Origin of the sequence: Salipiger sp. D13, assembly GCF_003703915.1 — a bacterium.
Classification (GTDB): domain Bacteria; phylum Pseudomonadota; class Alphaproteobacteria; order Rhodobacterales; family Rhodobacteraceae; genus Salipiger; species Salipiger profundus.
Map to the genome: position 1 here is coordinate 180,092 of NZ_RAPJ01000008.1, position 14,780 is coordinate 194,871.

The following is a 14,780-nucleotide window of genomic DNA, read 5'->3' on the forward strand; positions in this document are numbered from 1 at the left end:
CCCAACTTCCTTACCGGTTCTTTACACAGCTACGCTTCAATCGACCTGGATAGATCGAATTGGAGACACTCGAATGAAGATTGCAGCTACTCCACCGCCGGGCCACACGAGCCCCCTGCAGAAGGCGGCGATTCAACTTGAAGCGGCCTTCCTCGCAGAACTTCTCAAATCCGCCGGCGTTGGAGAAAGCCGGGACAGTTTCGGTGGCGGTATCGGTGAAGATCAATTCGCCTCTTTTCTGCGACAGCAACACGCCGGGTCACTTGCCCAAGCCGGCGGGATCGGACTTGCCGAATCGATCTTCAACGCGCTGAAGGAGCGCCCCGATGGTTGATGCGCCGCCAAGTCCGAACGAACTGCTCCAAACCTTGAGCGTGCTACTGGATCGGGAGCGCGAGGCCCTTCTAGAAGGAGAGCTCGCCACGATTCCAGAAATCATGGCCGAAAAGTCTAGGCTCATAGATAGCCTGGCCGGGGTCGAGATCGATCGGATCGAAGCGGTGCGTCCGCTTCATCTCAAGCTTCGCCGCAACCAGGCGCTTTTCGATCAGTCCCTTGCCGGTATTCGCAGCGTCGCCAAGCGGCTCGGTGGTCTGCGCGATGCCGGCAAGCTGATGGAAGTCTATGACGTAACCGGTCGACGGGCCCGGATCGGTTCCGCGGAAAAGGGACGCCTGGAGCGCAGGGCATGAAAGGATTTGAACCAAATCAGCCCAAACCCGGCCAGTCGACTTAGCGCGACGTTAGGATTTCTGGGGGCATGTTCTGCCATGCACCCGGACAGGGTGGCGCAGGGGTCAACACCCGATCTGCATTCGTCAGAAAGACGTTCAGTACGCCGGTTCCGGCAAACGAAACGCGGCGCAAAGCGCCGACCGACTTCAAGGACGAATTCCATGTCAAGCATCCTGACGAACAACGGCGCCATGGTGGCGCTTCAGACCCTCAAATCCATCAACGGAAACCTCGCAACTACGCAGAGCGAGATCTCGACCGGCAAATCGGTGTCCAGCGCCAAGGACAACGCCGCCGTCTGGGCCATCGCCAAAACGATGGAAGCCGACGTGAAGGGCTTCACCGGCATCACCGACAGCCTCAACCTCGGACAGTCGACCGTCGCCGTCGCACGCTCCGCAGCAGAAACGGTGACGGAGCTGCTGACCGACATCAAGGGCAAGATCGTCAGCGCCCAGGAAGAGAACGTCGACCGCGCCAAGATCCAGACCGACATCGACGCCCTTCGCGACCAGATCGGTGCCGTCGTGGGTGCTGCCCAGTTCAATGGCCTGAATCTCCTTTCGAACACCGATACGACCGAGGGTTCCGGGGGCATCAACGTTCTTGCTTCGCTCGACCGTTCGTCCAGCGGCGTGACCGCAAGCGACATCCGCGTTGCCAAACAAGATCTTGGCACGGGGGCAGAAGACTGGTCGGTGGGCACCGAACTCGCGGCCGGCAACGTTGCAGCTACGGCAATCAGCGGCGGTATCGACAACGCGACCGCGGTCAATCTCGTGAACAACACCACAACCCTGGTGATCGACACGGCCACTGCTGGCACCGGCGTCCACATCGAGATCGCAGCTGGCACCGCCACCAACGGTCTCGACGGCATGAATGGCACGGACTACGAGCTCGGCTACATCGCGCGCGATGGTGACACCCAGGAAGACGTCGCAAATGCCATCGCAACGGCCTTCAACGACAAGGTCCAGGGCCTCAAGGATGCCGGGACGCTTGCAAGCACATCGACGCTCGGGGCCGCCGTGACGACCGCTGCAGATGGCGTCGCGACGATCACCTTCACGTCGCACAGCACGTCGACCGGCGCGGACGATACGATCTCGCTTCAGGCATTCCAGACCAACGGCGCGCAAATCGGGGGACGCCTGGAGGCACTGAACGACATCGACGTGACCACGCAAAGTGGTGTCGATACCGCTCTGACCGACATTGAGGGCCTGCTGCAGACGGCCGTCGACTCGGCCTCCGCCTTCGGTTCGGTTCAAGGTCGGATCGAGACCCAGACCGACTTCATTACGAGCCTCACCGACTCGCTGAAGTCCGGCATCGGCACCCTCGTCGATGCCGACATGGAAGAAGCCTCGGCCCGCCTTCAGGCTCTTCAGGTCCAGCAGCAGCTGGGTGTTCAGGCCCTTTCGATCGCCAACCAGGCACCGCAGCAGCTTCTGTCGCTGTTCCGCTAAAGGCAGAACGTCGGAGGTCGGCTCGTCCGGCCTCCGGTACCCTGATCCGTTACCCCCTAGAAACAGAGTCAGAAGGTTCTGCCGTGAACGCCCAGACCTTGGCGCAGCGCGCCTACGCAGGAAACGCTCTCAGCACACGCACCGATCGGTCCATAGAGTACGAACTCTTCGCGCGTGTGACACATCGCATCAAGGCCGCCGCCGAGGCTGGCCCCAATGCCTACCCAAGGCTTGTCGAAGCCCTGCACGAAAATCGCAAGCTTTGGACCATGCTTGCAATCGACGTAGCTGATTCAGGCAACAAGCTTCCGCCTGAACTTCGTGCCCAGATCTTCTACTTGGCCGAGTTCACACAAGAGCACACCGGCAAGTTGCTTGCCCGCAAGGCACGCCTCGCGCCACTGCTCGAAATCAACGCTGCCGTCATGCGTGGCCTCAGCGGTGGAAGGGCCAAGAGATGAGCGGCCTCGTCCTCAAGCTCGGGCCCCGCGAAAGGGTTCTCATCAACGGAGCCGTCATCGAAAATGGTGATCGGCGGACCCGTCTTTCGATCACGACTCCGGACGTGAACATCTTGCGGCTCCGAGACGCGATCCACCCAGACGAGGCCAACACCCCCGTGAGACGGCTGTGCTATGCGGTCCAACTTGTCCTAACGGGTGACCGTGCGGCAGCCGAGACGAGGCGCCAATTGCTGCGCAATATCGAAGAACTGAGCCGCATCCTCACGGATCACGACAGTCGCAGGCTACTTGCGGAAGCGACGGGTGCCCTGCTCGATAGTCAGTTCTATCAATGCCTCAAGGCGCTCCGCGCCCTAATCCCACGAGAGGATCGGCTTCTTGCCGCGTCACGATCATGAGCGTCACTCCTATGATCGCCGGTACCGGAATGGTTGGCTGGCAAATGTTGCAGAACACGCTCGCGAACCAGCAGCGCGCCTTTGAAAGCAGCGCGGAAATTCGTCGCGAAGGCCACTACTTTCGCGAGAACGTCGGCTCGGTCGAGACTCCGGAAGACCTTGTAAGCGACCGGCGCTTGCTACGGGTGGCGCTCGCTGCCTTCGGGATGGAAGAGGAAACAGACAACAAGCGCCTGATCCAAAAGGTCCTCGAAGAAGGGACGGGAGACAGCACGTCATTGGCCAACCGGCTGAATGACAGCCGCTATGTTGCATTCGCAGACGTGTTCAATTTCGAGGTTTCCGTCGAGAGCCGCACACAGGAGGAGGGATTCGCAGCCCCCATTTTGGACGCATATGAAACCCGGGTACGGTCTGAGCTGCAGAAAACGCTGGCCGAGCCACAGTATGCGAACGATCCGGTTTATGCGGCTCTGTTCAAGGCAGAGGTCGAAGAGAACATTGGCACCGCGCGAACCTATTTCGAGGGGACGATCGGGACTATTACGTCGGCCGATGAACTTCTCGAAGACACCGATCTTCTTAACGTAGTACTAAAAGCCTTCGACATCGAAGATCGCCGTGACAGTCATACACTTCTGCGCCGCGTTCTGGAGGAGGGAACGGAACGCCCCGAAGCGCTCGCCAACGTGCTCGGCGACAGCAGGCTCATCAAGCTGTCCGAGGCGTTCGGCTTCGACCAAACAAGAACCTCGACCGCGCTGCAAAGAGAGCCCTTCGCTTCGAACATCGTCGATCAATATCACCGCCAGGCGTTCGAGGACGCGGTCGCGAAGGTCGATCCAGCCATCGGTACAGCTCTACGGTTTCAAGGGGCGCTTCCCGAACTCGCGGAAAGTGATATTTCTGAAAACGCCAAGTGGTACAATGTTCTTGGAAGTACCACGATGAGAACGGTGTTCGAGAGAGCCCTGAATTTGCCGGACGGCTTCAGCCAGATCGACATCGACAAGCAAGTCGACGTTCTTCGGGACAAGCTCGACCGACGTTTCGGGGTCAAGACATTCTCTGAACTGCAATCCGAGGATACACTAAACCGTATCATCCACGGCTTCCTCTTGCAGGATCAAATCGCAAACAGCGCCGGGATCGGATCCAGTCAAGTCGCCCTGACCCTGATCGGCAATATAAGACAGTCCAGCCTTTCTGCCTGAGCTGTCCGGGATGGGTTCAGGGTCATCTTGCCTTCGAAAGTCGTGTTCTCTGCGGGCTTGCCGATTTGGCCGCTGCCCCGGACCGGCGCAGGATCAACCGAAGCCGATTGAACGCGGCATCGACCCCGTTCGGAGAAGCCTCTCCAACGAAGGCATCAAGGTCAGGCCAGGCCTGGATCGCCTGGTCCAGGATCGGGTCCTCTCCCTCTCGATACAGGCCCGCACGGATCATCGTTTCGGAGCGCGCATAGGCTCCAAGCAGGTGACGGGCCTGCAGCAATATCTCGTTCTCCTCCGGGCTAGCTGCTTCGGGCAGGCTGCGAGACACCGAGCGCAGCACATCGATCGCCGGGAAGCGGCCCCGCTCGGCGATTTCACGACCGAGGACGACGTGACCATCGAGAACGCCGCGGAGAATGTCGGCGATGGGCTCGTCCATATCCGAGCCTGCAACGAGAACGCTGAAAAGAGCTGTGATATCGCCCCCGCCAGGTAACCCCGGCCCGGCACGTTCTGCAAGGCGCATGATCTGATGTGCTGTCGAAGCCGGAAAGCCTCGCAGAGCTGGCAACTCCCCGGCTGCGACAGCTACCTCACGATGCGCCTCGGCAAATCGCGTGATCGAGTCCGCGAGAAGCAGCACGTGGCGCCCCTGATCCCTGAAGTGCTCTGCAATGGTCATGGCCGAAAGCGGACAGCGCCTGCGCTCGAGCGGCGATCTGTCCGAAGTCGCCGCGACGACCACGCTGCGCGCCATCCCTTCGGGCCCGAGGACTGAATGCACGAAATCATGCACCTCCCGCCCTCGCTCCCCGACGAGCGCAAGCACGACAACATCGGCAGACATGCCGCGCGCGAGGGCCGCCAGAAGTCGCGATTTGCCCACGCCGGACCCGGCGAAAAGGCCCACCCGCTGGCCCCGCACAACCGGCAGCAGCGTATCGAACGCCGCGAGGCCGGTCTGCAGCCGCCCCCCGAGGCCGCGCCGCTGCGCTGCGGGAGGCGGGCTGGCGCGGAAGGGGCGCCGTCTTGGCCCGGGATTGAGCGGATGCGCATCCAGAGGTTGACCGTAGGGGTCGATGACCCGACCGATCCAGCTATCGGAGGGCGCCAGGGTCGGCGCGCCCAGCACCGCCACGCGATCCCCTTGAGACACGCCATCAGCACCCTCGTCGGGTAGCATAGCGACGAGGTCTTCTCGAATGCGAAGCACTTCGCCCTCGAGAACCTCGCCCGCACGGTAGAGCTTCATGCGGTCGCCGATGCACGCCTCATGGGCGAGGCCGCTCACCCAGATGACGGTGCCGTCAACGGAGCGTACGCGTCCAACTGCACGAACCGGCTGAATGCGCGCGATGCGCGACCGCAAGCCGGCGATCTCTTCGTTGTCCATACGTGCGCATCCTTCATCACCTTCAAACCATTTCTAAAGGAATCACCGTTAAGCCTTGATTGAAGCCAATCGAGGGAGAAGCCCCGATGTTCGAAAATCTCGACGTCTTCCGCACCGCGATGCAACTGGCCCGCCACGCCGGACTGCAACAGGCCATAAGTGCACAGAATATCGCGAATGCCGACACCCCCGGATATCGCGCACTGGAGATTCCCAGATTCGCGGACACGTTGAACCAGGCGATGACCACGCAAAGGGCCACCCGGCCGGAGCACCTGAACGGGCAGCGGGAAGCGACCCTGCCCGAACCCGGTGAAAGACGCGGCAGCATCGACCCGAATGGAAATACCGTGTCGCTCGAATCCGAGATGGTGACCGCGTCCGGTGCCGCGCGCGCTCAGAACCGTGCCCTGTCGATCTACCGGTCAAACCTCAATATCCTGCGCGCCAGCCTTGGCCGCTGATCAGCGGAGATCCAGCCATGAGTGCCTTTTCAGATGCCCTTTCAGTTTCTTCCAGCGGCTTGCGCGCCCAAGCGACACGCCTGCGGGTCGTTTCCGAGAACATCGCAAATGTCGATACGCCCGGATACCACCGCAAGACGCTGTCGTTCGAGCCGACCGGACACTCTCGGGATGCCGTGCAGCAGGTCGAAGTCGGCCACGTAAGACTCGACCGAAGCGACCTCGAACAAGTCTACGACCCGAACCATCCGCTCGCCAACGAGTCAGGCTTCTACGATGGCACGAATGTCGACCTGATCATCGAGCTCGCCGATGCCCGAGAGGCCCAGCGCAGCTACGAAGCCAATCTCAAAATGTTCGAACAGACCCGGCAGATGTCCAGCAACCTCATGGATCTTCTGCGCCGATAACCTTCCCCCGCGACAATGGAGACCAGAATGGACGTCCGATCGCTTTTCGCCGCTCAGAAATACGCGGCCCAGCGCCCCGCCATGCAGCCGCAGCCCGAGGCCGGCGGCATCCGTGCCACCTTTACCGAGGCGGCGCACTCTTTCACCGATACGCTCGCCGAAGCCGAGACCACGGCCACCGAAGCGATGACGGGCGATGCCGATCCCCATGCGCTCGTACAGGCGCTCGCCCAGTCAGAGCTTGCCGTGGAGACGGTGGTCGCCGTGCGCAACAAGGTCGTCGAGGCCTATCAGGAAATCCTGAGGATGCCGGTCTAGGCTGATGCTTACCGAAACCGTCTTCTATGACACGCTGCGTCAGGGGCTGTGGATCGCAACCGTCACGTCGGTCCCGATCCTGACTGCGGCACTGGTCGCCGGCGTGGGTGTGGGGCTTTTCCAGGCCCTTACCTCCATCCAGGAAATGACGCTGACCTTCGTGCCGAAGCTCATGGCCATCATCGTGGTCTTCTGGCTCTCGATGAGCTTCATGACCGAGACGCTCGTCAGCTTCTTCCAGGGCCGTGTCATCCCGATGATTACCGGAGGTTGAAATGGGGCTTACCGACTATACCACGCTTTCACGCCAGCAGGGGCTGATGCGCGAAATGCGAATGATCGCGAACAACATCGCCAACCAGGCCACCACCGGCTATCGGCAGCAGGGTGTGATCTTTTCCGAGTATGTCCGAAGGACCGATGAGGCGGGCATCGTATCGATGTCCGCGGCACAGGTGCGGGACAGCTCCTTTGCCCAGGGCGGACTGACCCGAACCGGCGGACAGCTCGACCTTGCCATCGAGGGCGACGGCTTCTTCCTCGTCCAGACGCCGCAGGGCGAACGGCTGACGCGAAACGGCGCCTTCGCAACCAGCTCGGCCGGAGATCTCGTGACCCAGGACGGCCACCCGGTGCTTGATTCAGGCGGGGCTCCCGTCTTCATTCCGCCCGACGCCACCGATCTTGCCATTGCCCAGGATGGCACGCTCAGCAGCAACGGTGCCCCGATCGGCCAGATCGGCGTCGTTTCTCCGCTCGACCGTGGGGCCATGATCCGCGAGGGCGGCGTCCTGTTCCGTGCCGACCAGGGGTATGAGCCCACGCAGGCGCCGAGGGTCATGCAGGGGTTCGTCGAGAGCTCGAACGCCGATCCGATCCTGCAGATCGCCCGCATGATCGAGGTCCAGCGCGCCTACGAGATGGGCCAGAACTTCCTGCAGCGCGAAGACGAGCGCCTGCGCGGCGCCATCAAGGCAATCATCACCTGAGGAAGGAGAGCGACCATGCGCGCCCTGAAAATCGCCGCAACCGGCATGAGTGCCCAGCAGATGCGGGTCGAAGTCATCTCGAACAACCTGTCGAACATGAGCACCACCGGCTACAACGCGCGCCGCGCCGAGTTCGCCGACCTGCATTACCAGCAGCAGGCACGGGCCGGCACGATCAGTGCCGCTGACGGCACCATGCTGCCCACCGGAGTACAGCTGGGGCTAGGCGTGCGGCCGGCCGCCGTGACGATGAAACTCGCGCAGGGGGCGGTCTCCGCGACCGGAGGCGACCTCGACATCGCGATCGAGGGCAAGGGATACCTCGAAGTCACGCTGCCAACGGGCATCCCGGGCTACACCCGCGACGGCGCCCTCAAGCGCGATGGCGACGGGCTGATCGTGACCTCGGACGGGCTGCCCGTCTCACCTGAAATCGTCATCCCCGAGGATGCAACGAGCATCTCGATCAACGCCGAAGGCGAGGTCTACGCTTACTTCCAGGACGCGGTCGAAGCGCAGCGGCTTGGCCAGTTCACCATGGTCGGTTTCACCAACCCCAAGGGGCTCGAAGCGATCGGGAGCAACATGTTCACCGAAACCGAAGCATCGGGGCCGCCGATCCAGACCACCGCGGGCCAGGACGGTCTGGGCACCTTCCGGCAAGGCTATCTCGAGGACAGTTCGGTGGACCCCGTGTACGAGATCACCGAACTGATCGAGGCACAGCGTGGTTACGAGCTCAACTCCAAGGTGATTTCTGCGGCGGACCAGATGCTTGGCACGACCGTGCAGGTGCGCTGATGCGATTGCTGCTCCTTCTGCTCGCCGCACTGCCGGCGCAGGCCGAAACGGTCGTCACCACCCGCACGATCCGCGCGCTCGAGGTGGTCGCGCCGGACGCGGTGCGCCTCGATCCCGCGCAGATCGACGGCGCGCATGGCGCGCTCGCGCAGGTGGTCGGGCAGGAGGCGCGCGTCACGCTCTATCCCGGGCGCCCGGTAATGCGCGGCTCGGTCGGAGAACCAGCGCTGATCGAACGCAACCAGGTCGTCGAACTCATCTTCTCGCGCGGGCCGGTGCACATCGTGACCGAGGGTCGCGCGCTTGCGCGGGGCGGCGCCGGTGAACGGATCCGCGTGATGAACCTGTCCTCCCGGACCACGCTTTTCGGCCGGGTGACGCCCGATGGCGCCATCGCCGTCAACAACGAGTGAGCCATGACCTTCCGACCAGTCCTGATCTGCCTCATGCTCCCGGCGCTTGCCTGCGCCCGGCTCGATCATCTCGGCAAGCCTCCGAGCTTCACGCCTCAGACCGAAAGCGTCGAACGTGTGGCCATGGCCTACTCCGGTCCGCCCGCCATCGCAGTGCCTGATCGGCCCGCAGACCGGGCATCGCTCTGGAGCGGAACAAAAAGCTCGCTGCTCGGTGACCGGCGCGCCATGAAGACCGGGGACATCCTGACCGTCGTCATCGAGATCAACGACCAGGCGAGCATCTCGAACAGCACCGCGCGATCGCGCTCCGGGTCGGAGTCCCTGGCCATTCCGCAGCTCTTCGGGATTCCCCAGCGGCAGGATCCACGCCTGCCCGCCGGCGCCAGCCTCGCGAATGCGGTGGATCTCAACAGCCAGGCGGCCTCGGGCGGCGATGGATCGGTCCGCCGAAGCGAACAGCTGACCCTCCGGGTCGCCGCGACGATCACAGACGTGATGCCGAACGGCGTTCTCGCTATCCAGGGCGCCCAGGAAGTCCGGGTGAATTTCGAGCTCCGTGAGCTTCTGGTGTCGGGCTACGTCCGCCCCGAGGACATCACGCGCCAGAACGAGATCACCTACGACAAGATTGCCTCCGCGCGGGTGTCCTACGGCGGACGCGGGCAGATCACCGATGTGCAGCAACCCCGCCTCGGCCAGCAGGTGCTGGACGCGATCCTGCCTTTCTGACGAGGAACTGATGAGGAAACTGCTCCCGATCCTGCTTGCCCTGCTCGGTACCGGCGCCGGCATCGGTGCCGGCATCCTTCTTGCGCCTGCCCATGAAACGCCCGCAGAAGACACCGTCGGCCATGCCTCCGACGATCAGGGGGATGACCATGACGCCCCGGCTGCGGACCACGCGGGCGCGGATGCCCATGAAGCCTCGGACGAGGCACGCCGTAATGCGGAGTACGTGAAGCTCAACAACCAGTTCGTCGTTCCGGTCGTGAACGGTGAACGGGTCCAGTCCCTCGTCGTGATGTCGTTGAGCCTCGAAACCACCCCCGGCGGCACGGAACAGGTCTACGCACGCGAGCCCAAGCTGCGGGATCTTTTTCTTCGGGTATTGTTCGATCATGCGAATATCGGCGGGTTCGAGGGCAATTTCACCGACGTCCAACGGCTCGACATCCTGCGGCGGTCGCTCCTCGAAGCCGCTCGGAACGTGATGGGTGGCGAGGTTCTCGACGTCCTGATCACGGAAATCGCCCGGCAGGACTCTTGAGTTTTGAGTCCGCTCCGATCAAGCCTCCAGCGCTAGTCAGGCAACCGCGCCGACAGACGCGACAGCGCCTCCAGACTGGCTTCATCGGCCGCGAGGCGCGCGCGTGCACGCGCGACTGCCTTGCGATGCGCCAGGTCCTTCGCTGCCTCGTCCCGTGAAAAGGCCGCCTGCGCTGCATTCATGCTGTGCGCCTGCCTGGCCCGCGCCATGGCAATCTCCTGGTTCAACTGCCCCCTCCGTCCGGCCAGCCAGCCCTGCCAGAGCGTGTCCGCACCGGTGAGCCGCCGCGCGCTTAGATCCTGTTCCGCAGTGAACACCTGCATCCGCAGCGCATCGATCCGATCCTTCTCCGCCTGCAGGCGCGCTTCTTCATCAAGATCCCGACGATACTGCTCCAGCGCTCGTTCGCGCAGGAGCGTCGTGACCCGAAGCAAGCCGTCGATCTCGTCGGTCATCGCGTGAAACCTTTGTTCTTGCGCATCTTCCTGCGCATCGTCTCGGAGAAACGGATGGCGGCGGCGACCGGCCTGTAGTGGTCTGGTGTGATCTGGTTTCCGATCTCCGTCGTGGCGTAGAGGGCGCGGGCGGTGGGTGGATCGGAATGGATCGGCACGCCGGCGTCTTCCGCGACCTCCCGGATCTTGCGCGCCACCTCGTCCACGCCCTTGGCGACGCAGACCGGTGCCTCACCTGTAAGGCGGTCCCATTTAAGCGCCACCGCGTAGTGGGTCGGGTTCACGATCACAACATCCGCGCCGGGCACATCGGACATCATCTGGTTGAGGGCAATCTCCTGCGCACGGGCCCTGCGATGCTGCTTGAACATCGGATCGCCCTCGGCCTCCTTGTACTCGTCCCGCAGCTCCTTTTGCGACATGCGGTTGCGGCGGAGATGCTCGGCCCTCTGCCAGAGGAAATCGATCGCCCCGAGCGCCACCGCCACGAGGGCCGCGATACCGAGCAGCCTCAGGATCAGGGTCACGAGCAGAAGGCTGGCTTCGCGCGGCGAGGCCCGGGCGGCTCCCACGATTTCGTCGAGCCGGGACGCAAGGAACACGCCAAGCAGAACCGAGTAGAGCAGGAGCTTGGTCAGGCTCTTGGCAAACTCGAACAATCCACGGCGTCCGAACTTGTTCTTCGCATTCTCTATCGGTGACAGGCGGCTGGCTTTCGGCGAAAGTTTCGAGCCCGTGAACACGAGGGTCCGGGTCGCGAAAAGCGTCAGCAGAACCGCAACCGCAGGCGCCGCGAGCCATGGCAGGATCGGTTCGAGAACCGCCGCCAGAATGCTGCCATGCGGGGCTGCCGCAGCGCCGTTGAAGAACAGAGGAGTCAACCGCTCCGGGCGCTCAATCAGGGGCAGAAGCGCCTCGCCGAACTGCAGAATCGTGTTTCCACCCACCGCCAGCCCGGTCAGCAGCATCCCGAGATAGGCCGCGGCAGTCAGCATGTCCGGCGACCGCGGTATCTCGCCCTTTTTGCGGGCATCGTCGAGCTTGCGCTGCGATGGTTCGTGGGACTTTTCTGCGCCGTCGTCTTCCGCCATGCCGGGTTACCGGAACGGTTGGCCGAGGAAGGTCTGAACCGCCCCGAGCCAGACCGAGAGCATCACGGGCGCCGTCAGAAGCAGCAAGGCCACCGATCCCAGTGTGATGACCGGCGCGCCGACGAAGGCGACCATGAGCTGCGGCATCGCCTTGTTTATGAAACCCAACGTCAGGTTGTAGAGCGCCGAGAGGATAACGAAGGGAGCGGCAAGCGCGAAGGCCAGAGAAAAGCAAGACGCGACCTGCCCGAGACCTGCCTGGGCGATCTCGGCCGGGTCTGGAAACGATAGCGGCGGCAGAATATCGAATGACATCAAGACGTAGGCGACGATCCTCACATGAAAGCCGGTCGTGACGAGCAGGGCGAGCGCCGCGACCATGAGGATATGGCCCAGGGCCGGCATCGGGTCGGCAGCACTGTTGCCGAGCAGTTGCGCAAGAGACGTGGACTGCGCGGCGATGCTTCCCGCCGTCTGCAGCGCATGGACGAAGAGGCGCAGCCAGAGCCCCATCACCAGCCCGTTCACGCTTTCGGTCAGTATCGCGCGGAGCACCAGAGCCGGGCTAAGGTCCGGTATCTCTGCCAGATGGACCGCTGCCGGGACCACCGCCGTGGTCAGGACAAGCGCCAGCACGATCCGCACCCGTATGGAAAGCCACGCCTCGCCCAGCACCGGCACCACCGCGAGCATCGCCGCGATCCGCAGGAACACGATCAGGACAATCCCGGCAAGCCCCCCCGCAAGGTCGAACATTTCCAGGGGGAGCCCGATCATGCTGCCACCACGCCGACCAGGGCGGGACGCGCCTCGATTCCGATTTCCTCGAATGAGAGAACCGGATTGGCGATCCCCTTCGCGGACAGGATCGTGCGCAGGAACCTCCGCCGCCGTGCGCTTGTCACGAGTGCAGGAAACAACCCCCGGTTGCCGGCTTCGCCGATCTCTTCGGCGACGCCCTTGCTGAGACTTTCGAACATCTCGGGAGGCAACGCAACATCGAGCCCACCGCGTGCGCCTTCCACCTGGTAGGTCGAGAACGTGTCCTCCCATTCCGGAGCCAGCTGGATCAGTGGAATGGTACCATCGGTCCGACGCAACCCGGCGACCAGTTGGAACCCGAGCCGCTGGCGCACATGCTCGCATATCGTTTCCGGCTGGACCTGCTGGCCCCTCATCTCCGCGATCGCTTCAAGGATCAACGGCAGGTTGCGGATGCTGACCTGTTCCTCGAGCAGAAGGCGAAGCACCTGATGCAGGACATCGATCTGAACCTTGTCCGGAATGAGCTCGTCGAGGAGCTTGCGGTTCGCCTCGGCCCTTGCGGCATTGCTGAGCGAGACCATTTCGTCGAGCAGCCGACGCAGTGCCTTGAGAGTCAGCAAGCGGCCAAAATTGCGTTTGATCACCTCGAGAAGATGGGTTGCAAGCACTTCGGTCGGGGTGACGATGGTCGCACCGGTGATCGCCGCGCGGTCCTGATCCTCGGGCCGGATCCAGCGCGCGGGCGCACCGTAGACCGGCTCGGTCACGTCGCGACCGGGCGGAAGGCTCGTGCGATCCTCCGGCATCAGCGCAAGCACGAGGTCGGGGTTCAGTTCACCGCGTGCGACCTCGACCCCATGTATCCGGATGACGTATGTGCCCGGCTCGAGCGCCGCGGCGTCGGTCAGGCGTATCTCGGGGAGGATGATGCCGAAACTGGACGCCACATGCCGGCGCATGTTGGAAATCCGGACATCCAGGCCCGTCCCGGGATCGAGGACCATGTTCACGAGGTCCGGCGCGAACTCGACGTGGGTCTCATCCACGTCGAGAACATCCCCGATCGGACGCTCGCGCGGGGTCTCTTCTGGAGGCGAGGTGTTTTCGGGTTCGGAAGGTTGCGCCTGTTTGCGCGCCATGAAGACCGCGAGACCACCCAGAACGCCCGCACCCAGAATAAAGGGAAGGAAGGGCAGACCCGGCACGAGTGCAAACAGCGCCATCAGCACGCCCACCGTGCCAAGCGCCGCCGGATGTCGGGCAAGCTGCCCCGCGACTGCTGCGTCGGTGGCCCCGATGGCGCCACCACGGGCGAGCAGCAAACCCGAGGCAATCGAGATGATGACCGACGGAATCTGCGAGACGAGACCGTCGCCAACCGTTAAAATCGCATAGGTTTCAAAGGCATGCGACACGGCCATCCCGTGCCCGAAGATGCCCATGACCATGCCCATCACGAGGTTCAGAAGCGTGATCAGCAAGCCTGCGACCGCGTCCCCCTTCACGAATTTCGACGCACCGTCCAGTGACCCGAAAAAGGTCGTTTCCTGCTGTTCACGATCCCGCCGCGCCTTGGCTTCCGCGTGATCGATCGCCCCCGCCGACATGTCGCTGTCAATGGCGAGCTGCTTGCCGGGCATGCCGTCGAGCGCGAAGCGCGCGCCCACCTCCGCCATGCGCGCGGCACCTTTCGTGATCACGGCGAAATTCACGATCATCAACACGCCGAAAACCACGAGCCCGAGGAATACGCTGCCGCCCATGACGAAATTCGCAAATCCCTCGATCACATCGCCGGCCGCGCCGGTGCCCGTGTGGCCCTGGCCGATGATCAGCTTCGTCGAACTCACATTGAGGGACAGCCGAAGCATGAGCGATGCGAGAAGGATCGTCGGGAACGCCGAGAAATCGAGCGGCCTCTCGATGAACAGGGTCACCGTGAAGATGAGGATGGCAAGACCGAACGATGCCGCGAGTCCCACGTCGAGGATCCACGAGGGCATCGGCAGGATCATCATGACGATGACGGCCATGAGCGCCACGGCGAGGAGCACGGTCGGCTTGAAGAACGATGCTTTAATCATCGATCTGGCCCCCAGTCCGGGGCATGCCCGGCCTGCGACTCACC

Annotated in this window: 20 protein-coding genes; 15 read left to right on the plus strand and 5 right to left on the minus strand. The window is 63.1% G+C overall.

Annotated features, from left to right (window positions below):
- The first annotated feature begins 73 nt into the window (after nt 1-73).
- From D6860_RS18690 to D6860_RS18715, 6 genes are all read left to right on the plus strand, one after another.
- Nucleotides 74-334: a rod-binding protein gene (locus tag D6860_RS18690; protein WP_017466939.1), complete on the plus strand. Its 261-nt coding sequence runs from the start codon at nt 74-76 to the stop codon at nt 332-334.
- On the plus strand, nt 327-692 hold the full coding sequence (locus tag D6860_RS18695; RefSeq protein ID WP_076622931.1) for a flagellar protein FlgN: 366 nt from the start codon (nt 327-329) through the stop codon (nt 690-692). Before D6860_RS18690 ends, D6860_RS18695 begins: the two co-directional genes overlap by 8 nt.
- A 204-nt stretch (nt 693-896) precedes the next feature.
- Entirely contained in the window at nt 897-2,207 is a 1,311-nt protein-coding gene (locus tag D6860_RS18700; protein WP_017467849.1) for a flagellin, read from the plus strand.
- An 83-nt stretch (nt 2,208-2,290) separates the two neighbouring features.
- The gene (gene flaF / locus D6860_RS18705) at nt 2,291-2,668 is read left to right on the plus strand and encodes a flagellar biosynthesis regulator FlaF (RefSeq protein WP_017467848.1); all 378 of its coding nucleotides are present in this window, start codon (nt 2,291-2,293) and stop codon (nt 2,666-2,668) included.
- Complete coding sequence (flbT, locus tag D6860_RS18710) at nt 2,665-3,069, plus strand: flagellar biosynthesis repressor FlbT (RefSeq protein ID WP_076622932.1); 405 nt, start codon at nt 2,665-2,667, stop codon at nt 3,067-3,069. Before flaF ends, flbT begins: the two co-directional genes overlap by 4 nt.
- 11 nt (nt 3,070-3,080) lie before the next feature.
- Nucleotides 3,081-4,283 carry a DUF1217 domain-containing protein gene (locus D6860_RS18715; protein WP_076625304.1) on the plus strand — a complete coding sequence of 401 codons (1,203 nt, stop codon included), beginning with the start codon at nt 3,081-3,083 and terminating at the stop codon, nt 4,281-4,283.
- Between the two features lie 22 nt (nt 4,284-4,305).
- On the opposite strand, the gene D6860_RS18720 is transcribed toward D6860_RS18715, so the two are convergent.
- Nucleotides 4,306-5,676, minus strand: a complete 1,371-nt coding sequence (locus tag D6860_RS18720; protein WP_076622933.1) for a FliI/YscN family ATPase — start codon at nt 5,674-5,676, stop codon at nt 4,306-4,308.
- A gap of 86 nt (nt 5,677-5,762) precedes the next feature.
- On the opposite strand from D6860_RS18720, the gene D6860_RS18725 reads away from it, so the two are divergent.
- From D6860_RS18725 to D6860_RS18765, 9 genes are read left to right on the plus strand one after another with little or no spacing between them, the layout of a single operon-like run.
- Nucleotides 5,763-6,140, plus strand: a complete 378-nt coding sequence (locus D6860_RS18725) for a FlgB family protein (protein WP_017468656.1) — start codon at nt 5,763-5,765, stop codon at nt 6,138-6,140.
- Between the two features lie 17 nt (nt 6,141-6,157).
- Entirely contained in the window at nt 6,158-6,550 is a 393-nt protein-coding gene (flgC, locus tag D6860_RS18730) for a flagellar basal body rod protein FlgC (RefSeq protein WP_076622935.1), read from the plus strand.
- 27 nt (nt 6,551-6,577) lie between these two features.
- Nucleotides 6,578-6,868 carry a flagellar hook-basal body complex protein FliE gene (gene fliE / locus D6860_RS18735; protein ID WP_076622936.1) on the plus strand — a complete coding sequence of 97 codons (291 nt, stop codon included), beginning with the start codon at nt 6,578-6,580 and terminating at the stop codon, nt 6,866-6,868.
- Nucleotides 6,869-6,872: 4 nt separating this feature from the next.
- On the plus strand, nt 6,873-7,142 hold the full coding sequence (locus tag D6860_RS18740; RefSeq protein WP_076622937.1) for a flagellar biosynthetic protein FliQ: 270 nt from the start codon (nt 6,873-6,875) through the stop codon (nt 7,140-7,142).
- A gap of 1 nt (nt 7,143) precedes the next feature.
- Nucleotides 7,144-7,857 (plus strand): flagellar hook-basal body complex protein, encoded by a 714-nt coding sequence (locus D6860_RS18745; RefSeq protein WP_076622938.1) that lies wholly within the window; start codon nt 7,144-7,146, stop codon nt 7,855-7,857.
- Between the two features lie 15 nt (nt 7,858-7,872).
- Complete coding sequence (gene flgG / locus D6860_RS18750) at nt 7,873-8,658, plus strand: flagellar basal-body rod protein FlgG (RefSeq protein ID WP_076622939.1); 786 nt, start codon at nt 7,873-7,875, stop codon at nt 8,656-8,658.
- The gene (flgA, locus tag D6860_RS18755) at nt 8,658-9,071 is read left to right on the plus strand and encodes a flagellar basal body P-ring formation chaperone FlgA (protein WP_076622940.1); all 414 of its coding nucleotides are present in this window, start codon (nt 8,658-8,660) and stop codon (nt 9,069-9,071) included. The genes flgG and flgA overlap by 1 nt, the downstream gene beginning before the upstream one ends.
- 3 nt (nt 9,072-9,074) lie before the next feature.
- Nucleotides 9,075-9,803 carry a flagellar basal body L-ring protein FlgH gene (flgH, locus tag D6860_RS18760; RefSeq protein WP_076622941.1) on the plus strand — a complete coding sequence of 243 codons (729 nt, stop codon included), beginning with the start codon at nt 9,075-9,077 and terminating at the stop codon, nt 9,801-9,803.
- A gap of 10 nt (nt 9,804-9,813) precedes the next feature.
- Nucleotides 9,814-10,341, plus strand: a complete 528-nt coding sequence (locus D6860_RS18765) for a flagellar basal body-associated FliL family protein (protein WP_093411821.1) — start codon at nt 9,814-9,816, stop codon at nt 10,339-10,341.
- A gap of 32 nt (nt 10,342-10,373) precedes the next feature.
- Here D6860_RS18765 and D6860_RS18770 read toward each other — a convergent pair whose 3' ends face one another.
- The 4 genes from D6860_RS18770 to flhA are packed head-to-tail and all read right to left on the minus strand — an operon-like array spanning nt 10,374 to nt 14,736.
- Entirely contained in the window at nt 10,374-10,796 is a 423-nt protein-coding gene (locus D6860_RS18770) for a hypothetical protein (protein WP_017468869.1), read from the minus strand.
- Nucleotides 10,793-11,887: an EscU/YscU/HrcU family type III secretion system export apparatus switch protein gene (locus D6860_RS18775; protein WP_076622942.1), complete on the minus strand. Its 1,095-nt coding sequence runs from the start codon at nt 11,885-11,887 to the stop codon at nt 10,793-10,795. The genes D6860_RS18770 and D6860_RS18775 overlap by 4 nt, the downstream gene beginning before the upstream one ends.
- 6 nt (nt 11,888-11,893) lie before the next feature.
- Nucleotides 11,894-12,664 (minus strand): flagellar biosynthetic protein FliR, encoded by a 771-nt coding sequence (locus tag D6860_RS18780; RefSeq protein WP_017467057.1) that lies wholly within the window; start codon nt 12,662-12,664, stop codon nt 11,894-11,896.
- Complete coding sequence (gene flhA, locus D6860_RS18785) at nt 12,661-14,736, minus strand: flagellar biosynthesis protein FlhA (RefSeq protein WP_017467056.1); 2,076 nt, start codon at nt 14,734-14,736, stop codon at nt 12,661-12,663. The genes D6860_RS18780 and flhA overlap by 4 nt, the downstream gene beginning before the upstream one ends.
- Between the last annotated feature and the right edge of the window lie 44 nt (nt 14,737-14,780).

Coding starts and splice junctions, on each gene's coding strand:
- D6860_RS18720 (WP_076622933.1), bottom strand. CDS start 5,676: ATGGACAACGAAGAGATCGCCGGCTTGCGGTCGCGCATCGCGCGCATT.
- flgG (WP_076622939.1), top strand. CDS start 7,873: ATGCGCGCCCTGAAAATCGCCGCAACCGGCATGAGTGCCCAGCAGATG.
- D6860_RS18740 (WP_076622937.1), top strand. CDS start 6,873: ATGCTTACCGAAACCGTCTTCTATGACACGCTGCGTCAGGGGCTGTGG.
- D6860_RS18745 (WP_076622938.1), top strand. CDS start 7,144: ATGGGGCTTACCGACTATACCACGCTTTCACGCCAGCAGGGGCTGATG.
- D6860_RS18780 (WP_017467057.1), bottom strand. CDS start 12,664: ATGATCGGGCTCCCCCTGGAAATGTTCGACCTTGCGGGGGGGCTTGCC.
- flgC (WP_076622935.1), top strand. CDS start 6,158: ATGAGTGCCTTTTCAGATGCCCTTTCAGTTTCTTCCAGCGGCTTGCGC.
- D6860_RS18775 (WP_076622942.1), bottom strand. CDS start 11,887: ATGGCGGAAGACGACGGCGCAGAAAAGTCCCACGAACCATCGCAGCGC.
- flhA (WP_017467056.1), bottom strand. CDS start 14,736: ATGATTAAAGCATCGTTCTTCAAGCCGACCGTGCTCCTCGCCGTGGCG.
- D6860_RS18690 (WP_017466939.1), top strand. CDS start 74: ATGAAGATTGCAGCTACTCCACCGCCGGGCCACACGAGCCCCCTGCAG.
- flgH (WP_076622941.1), top strand. CDS start 9,075: ATGACCTTCCGACCAGTCCTGATCTGCCTCATGCTCCCGGCGCTTGCC.
- D6860_RS18765 (WP_093411821.1), top strand. CDS start 9,814: ATGAGGAAACTGCTCCCGATCCTGCTTGCCCTGCTCGGTACCGGCGCC.
- D6860_RS18695 (WP_076622931.1), top strand. CDS start 327: ATGGTTGATGCGCCGCCAAGTCCGAACGAACTGCTCCAAACCTTGAGC.
- D6860_RS18700 (WP_017467849.1), top strand. CDS start 897: ATGTCAAGCATCCTGACGAACAACGGCGCCATGGTGGCGCTTCAGACC.
- fliE (WP_076622936.1), top strand. CDS start 6,578: ATGGACGTCCGATCGCTTTTCGCCGCTCAGAAATACGCGGCCCAGCGC.
- D6860_RS18725 (WP_017468656.1), top strand. CDS start 5,763: ATGTTCGAAAATCTCGACGTCTTCCGCACCGCGATGCAACTGGCCCGC.
- D6860_RS18770 (WP_017468869.1), bottom strand. CDS start 10,796: ATGACCGACGAGATCGACGGCTTGCTTCGGGTCACGACGCTCCTGCGC.
- flgA (WP_076622940.1), top strand. CDS start 8,658: ATGCGATTGCTGCTCCTTCTGCTCGCCGCACTGCCGGCGCAGGCCGAA.
- flbT (WP_076622932.1), top strand. CDS start 2,665: ATGAGCGGCCTCGTCCTCAAGCTCGGGCCCCGCGAAAGGGTTCTCATC.
- D6860_RS18715 (WP_076625304.1), top strand. CDS start 3,081: ATGATCGCCGGTACCGGAATGGTTGGCTGGCAAATGTTGCAGAACACG.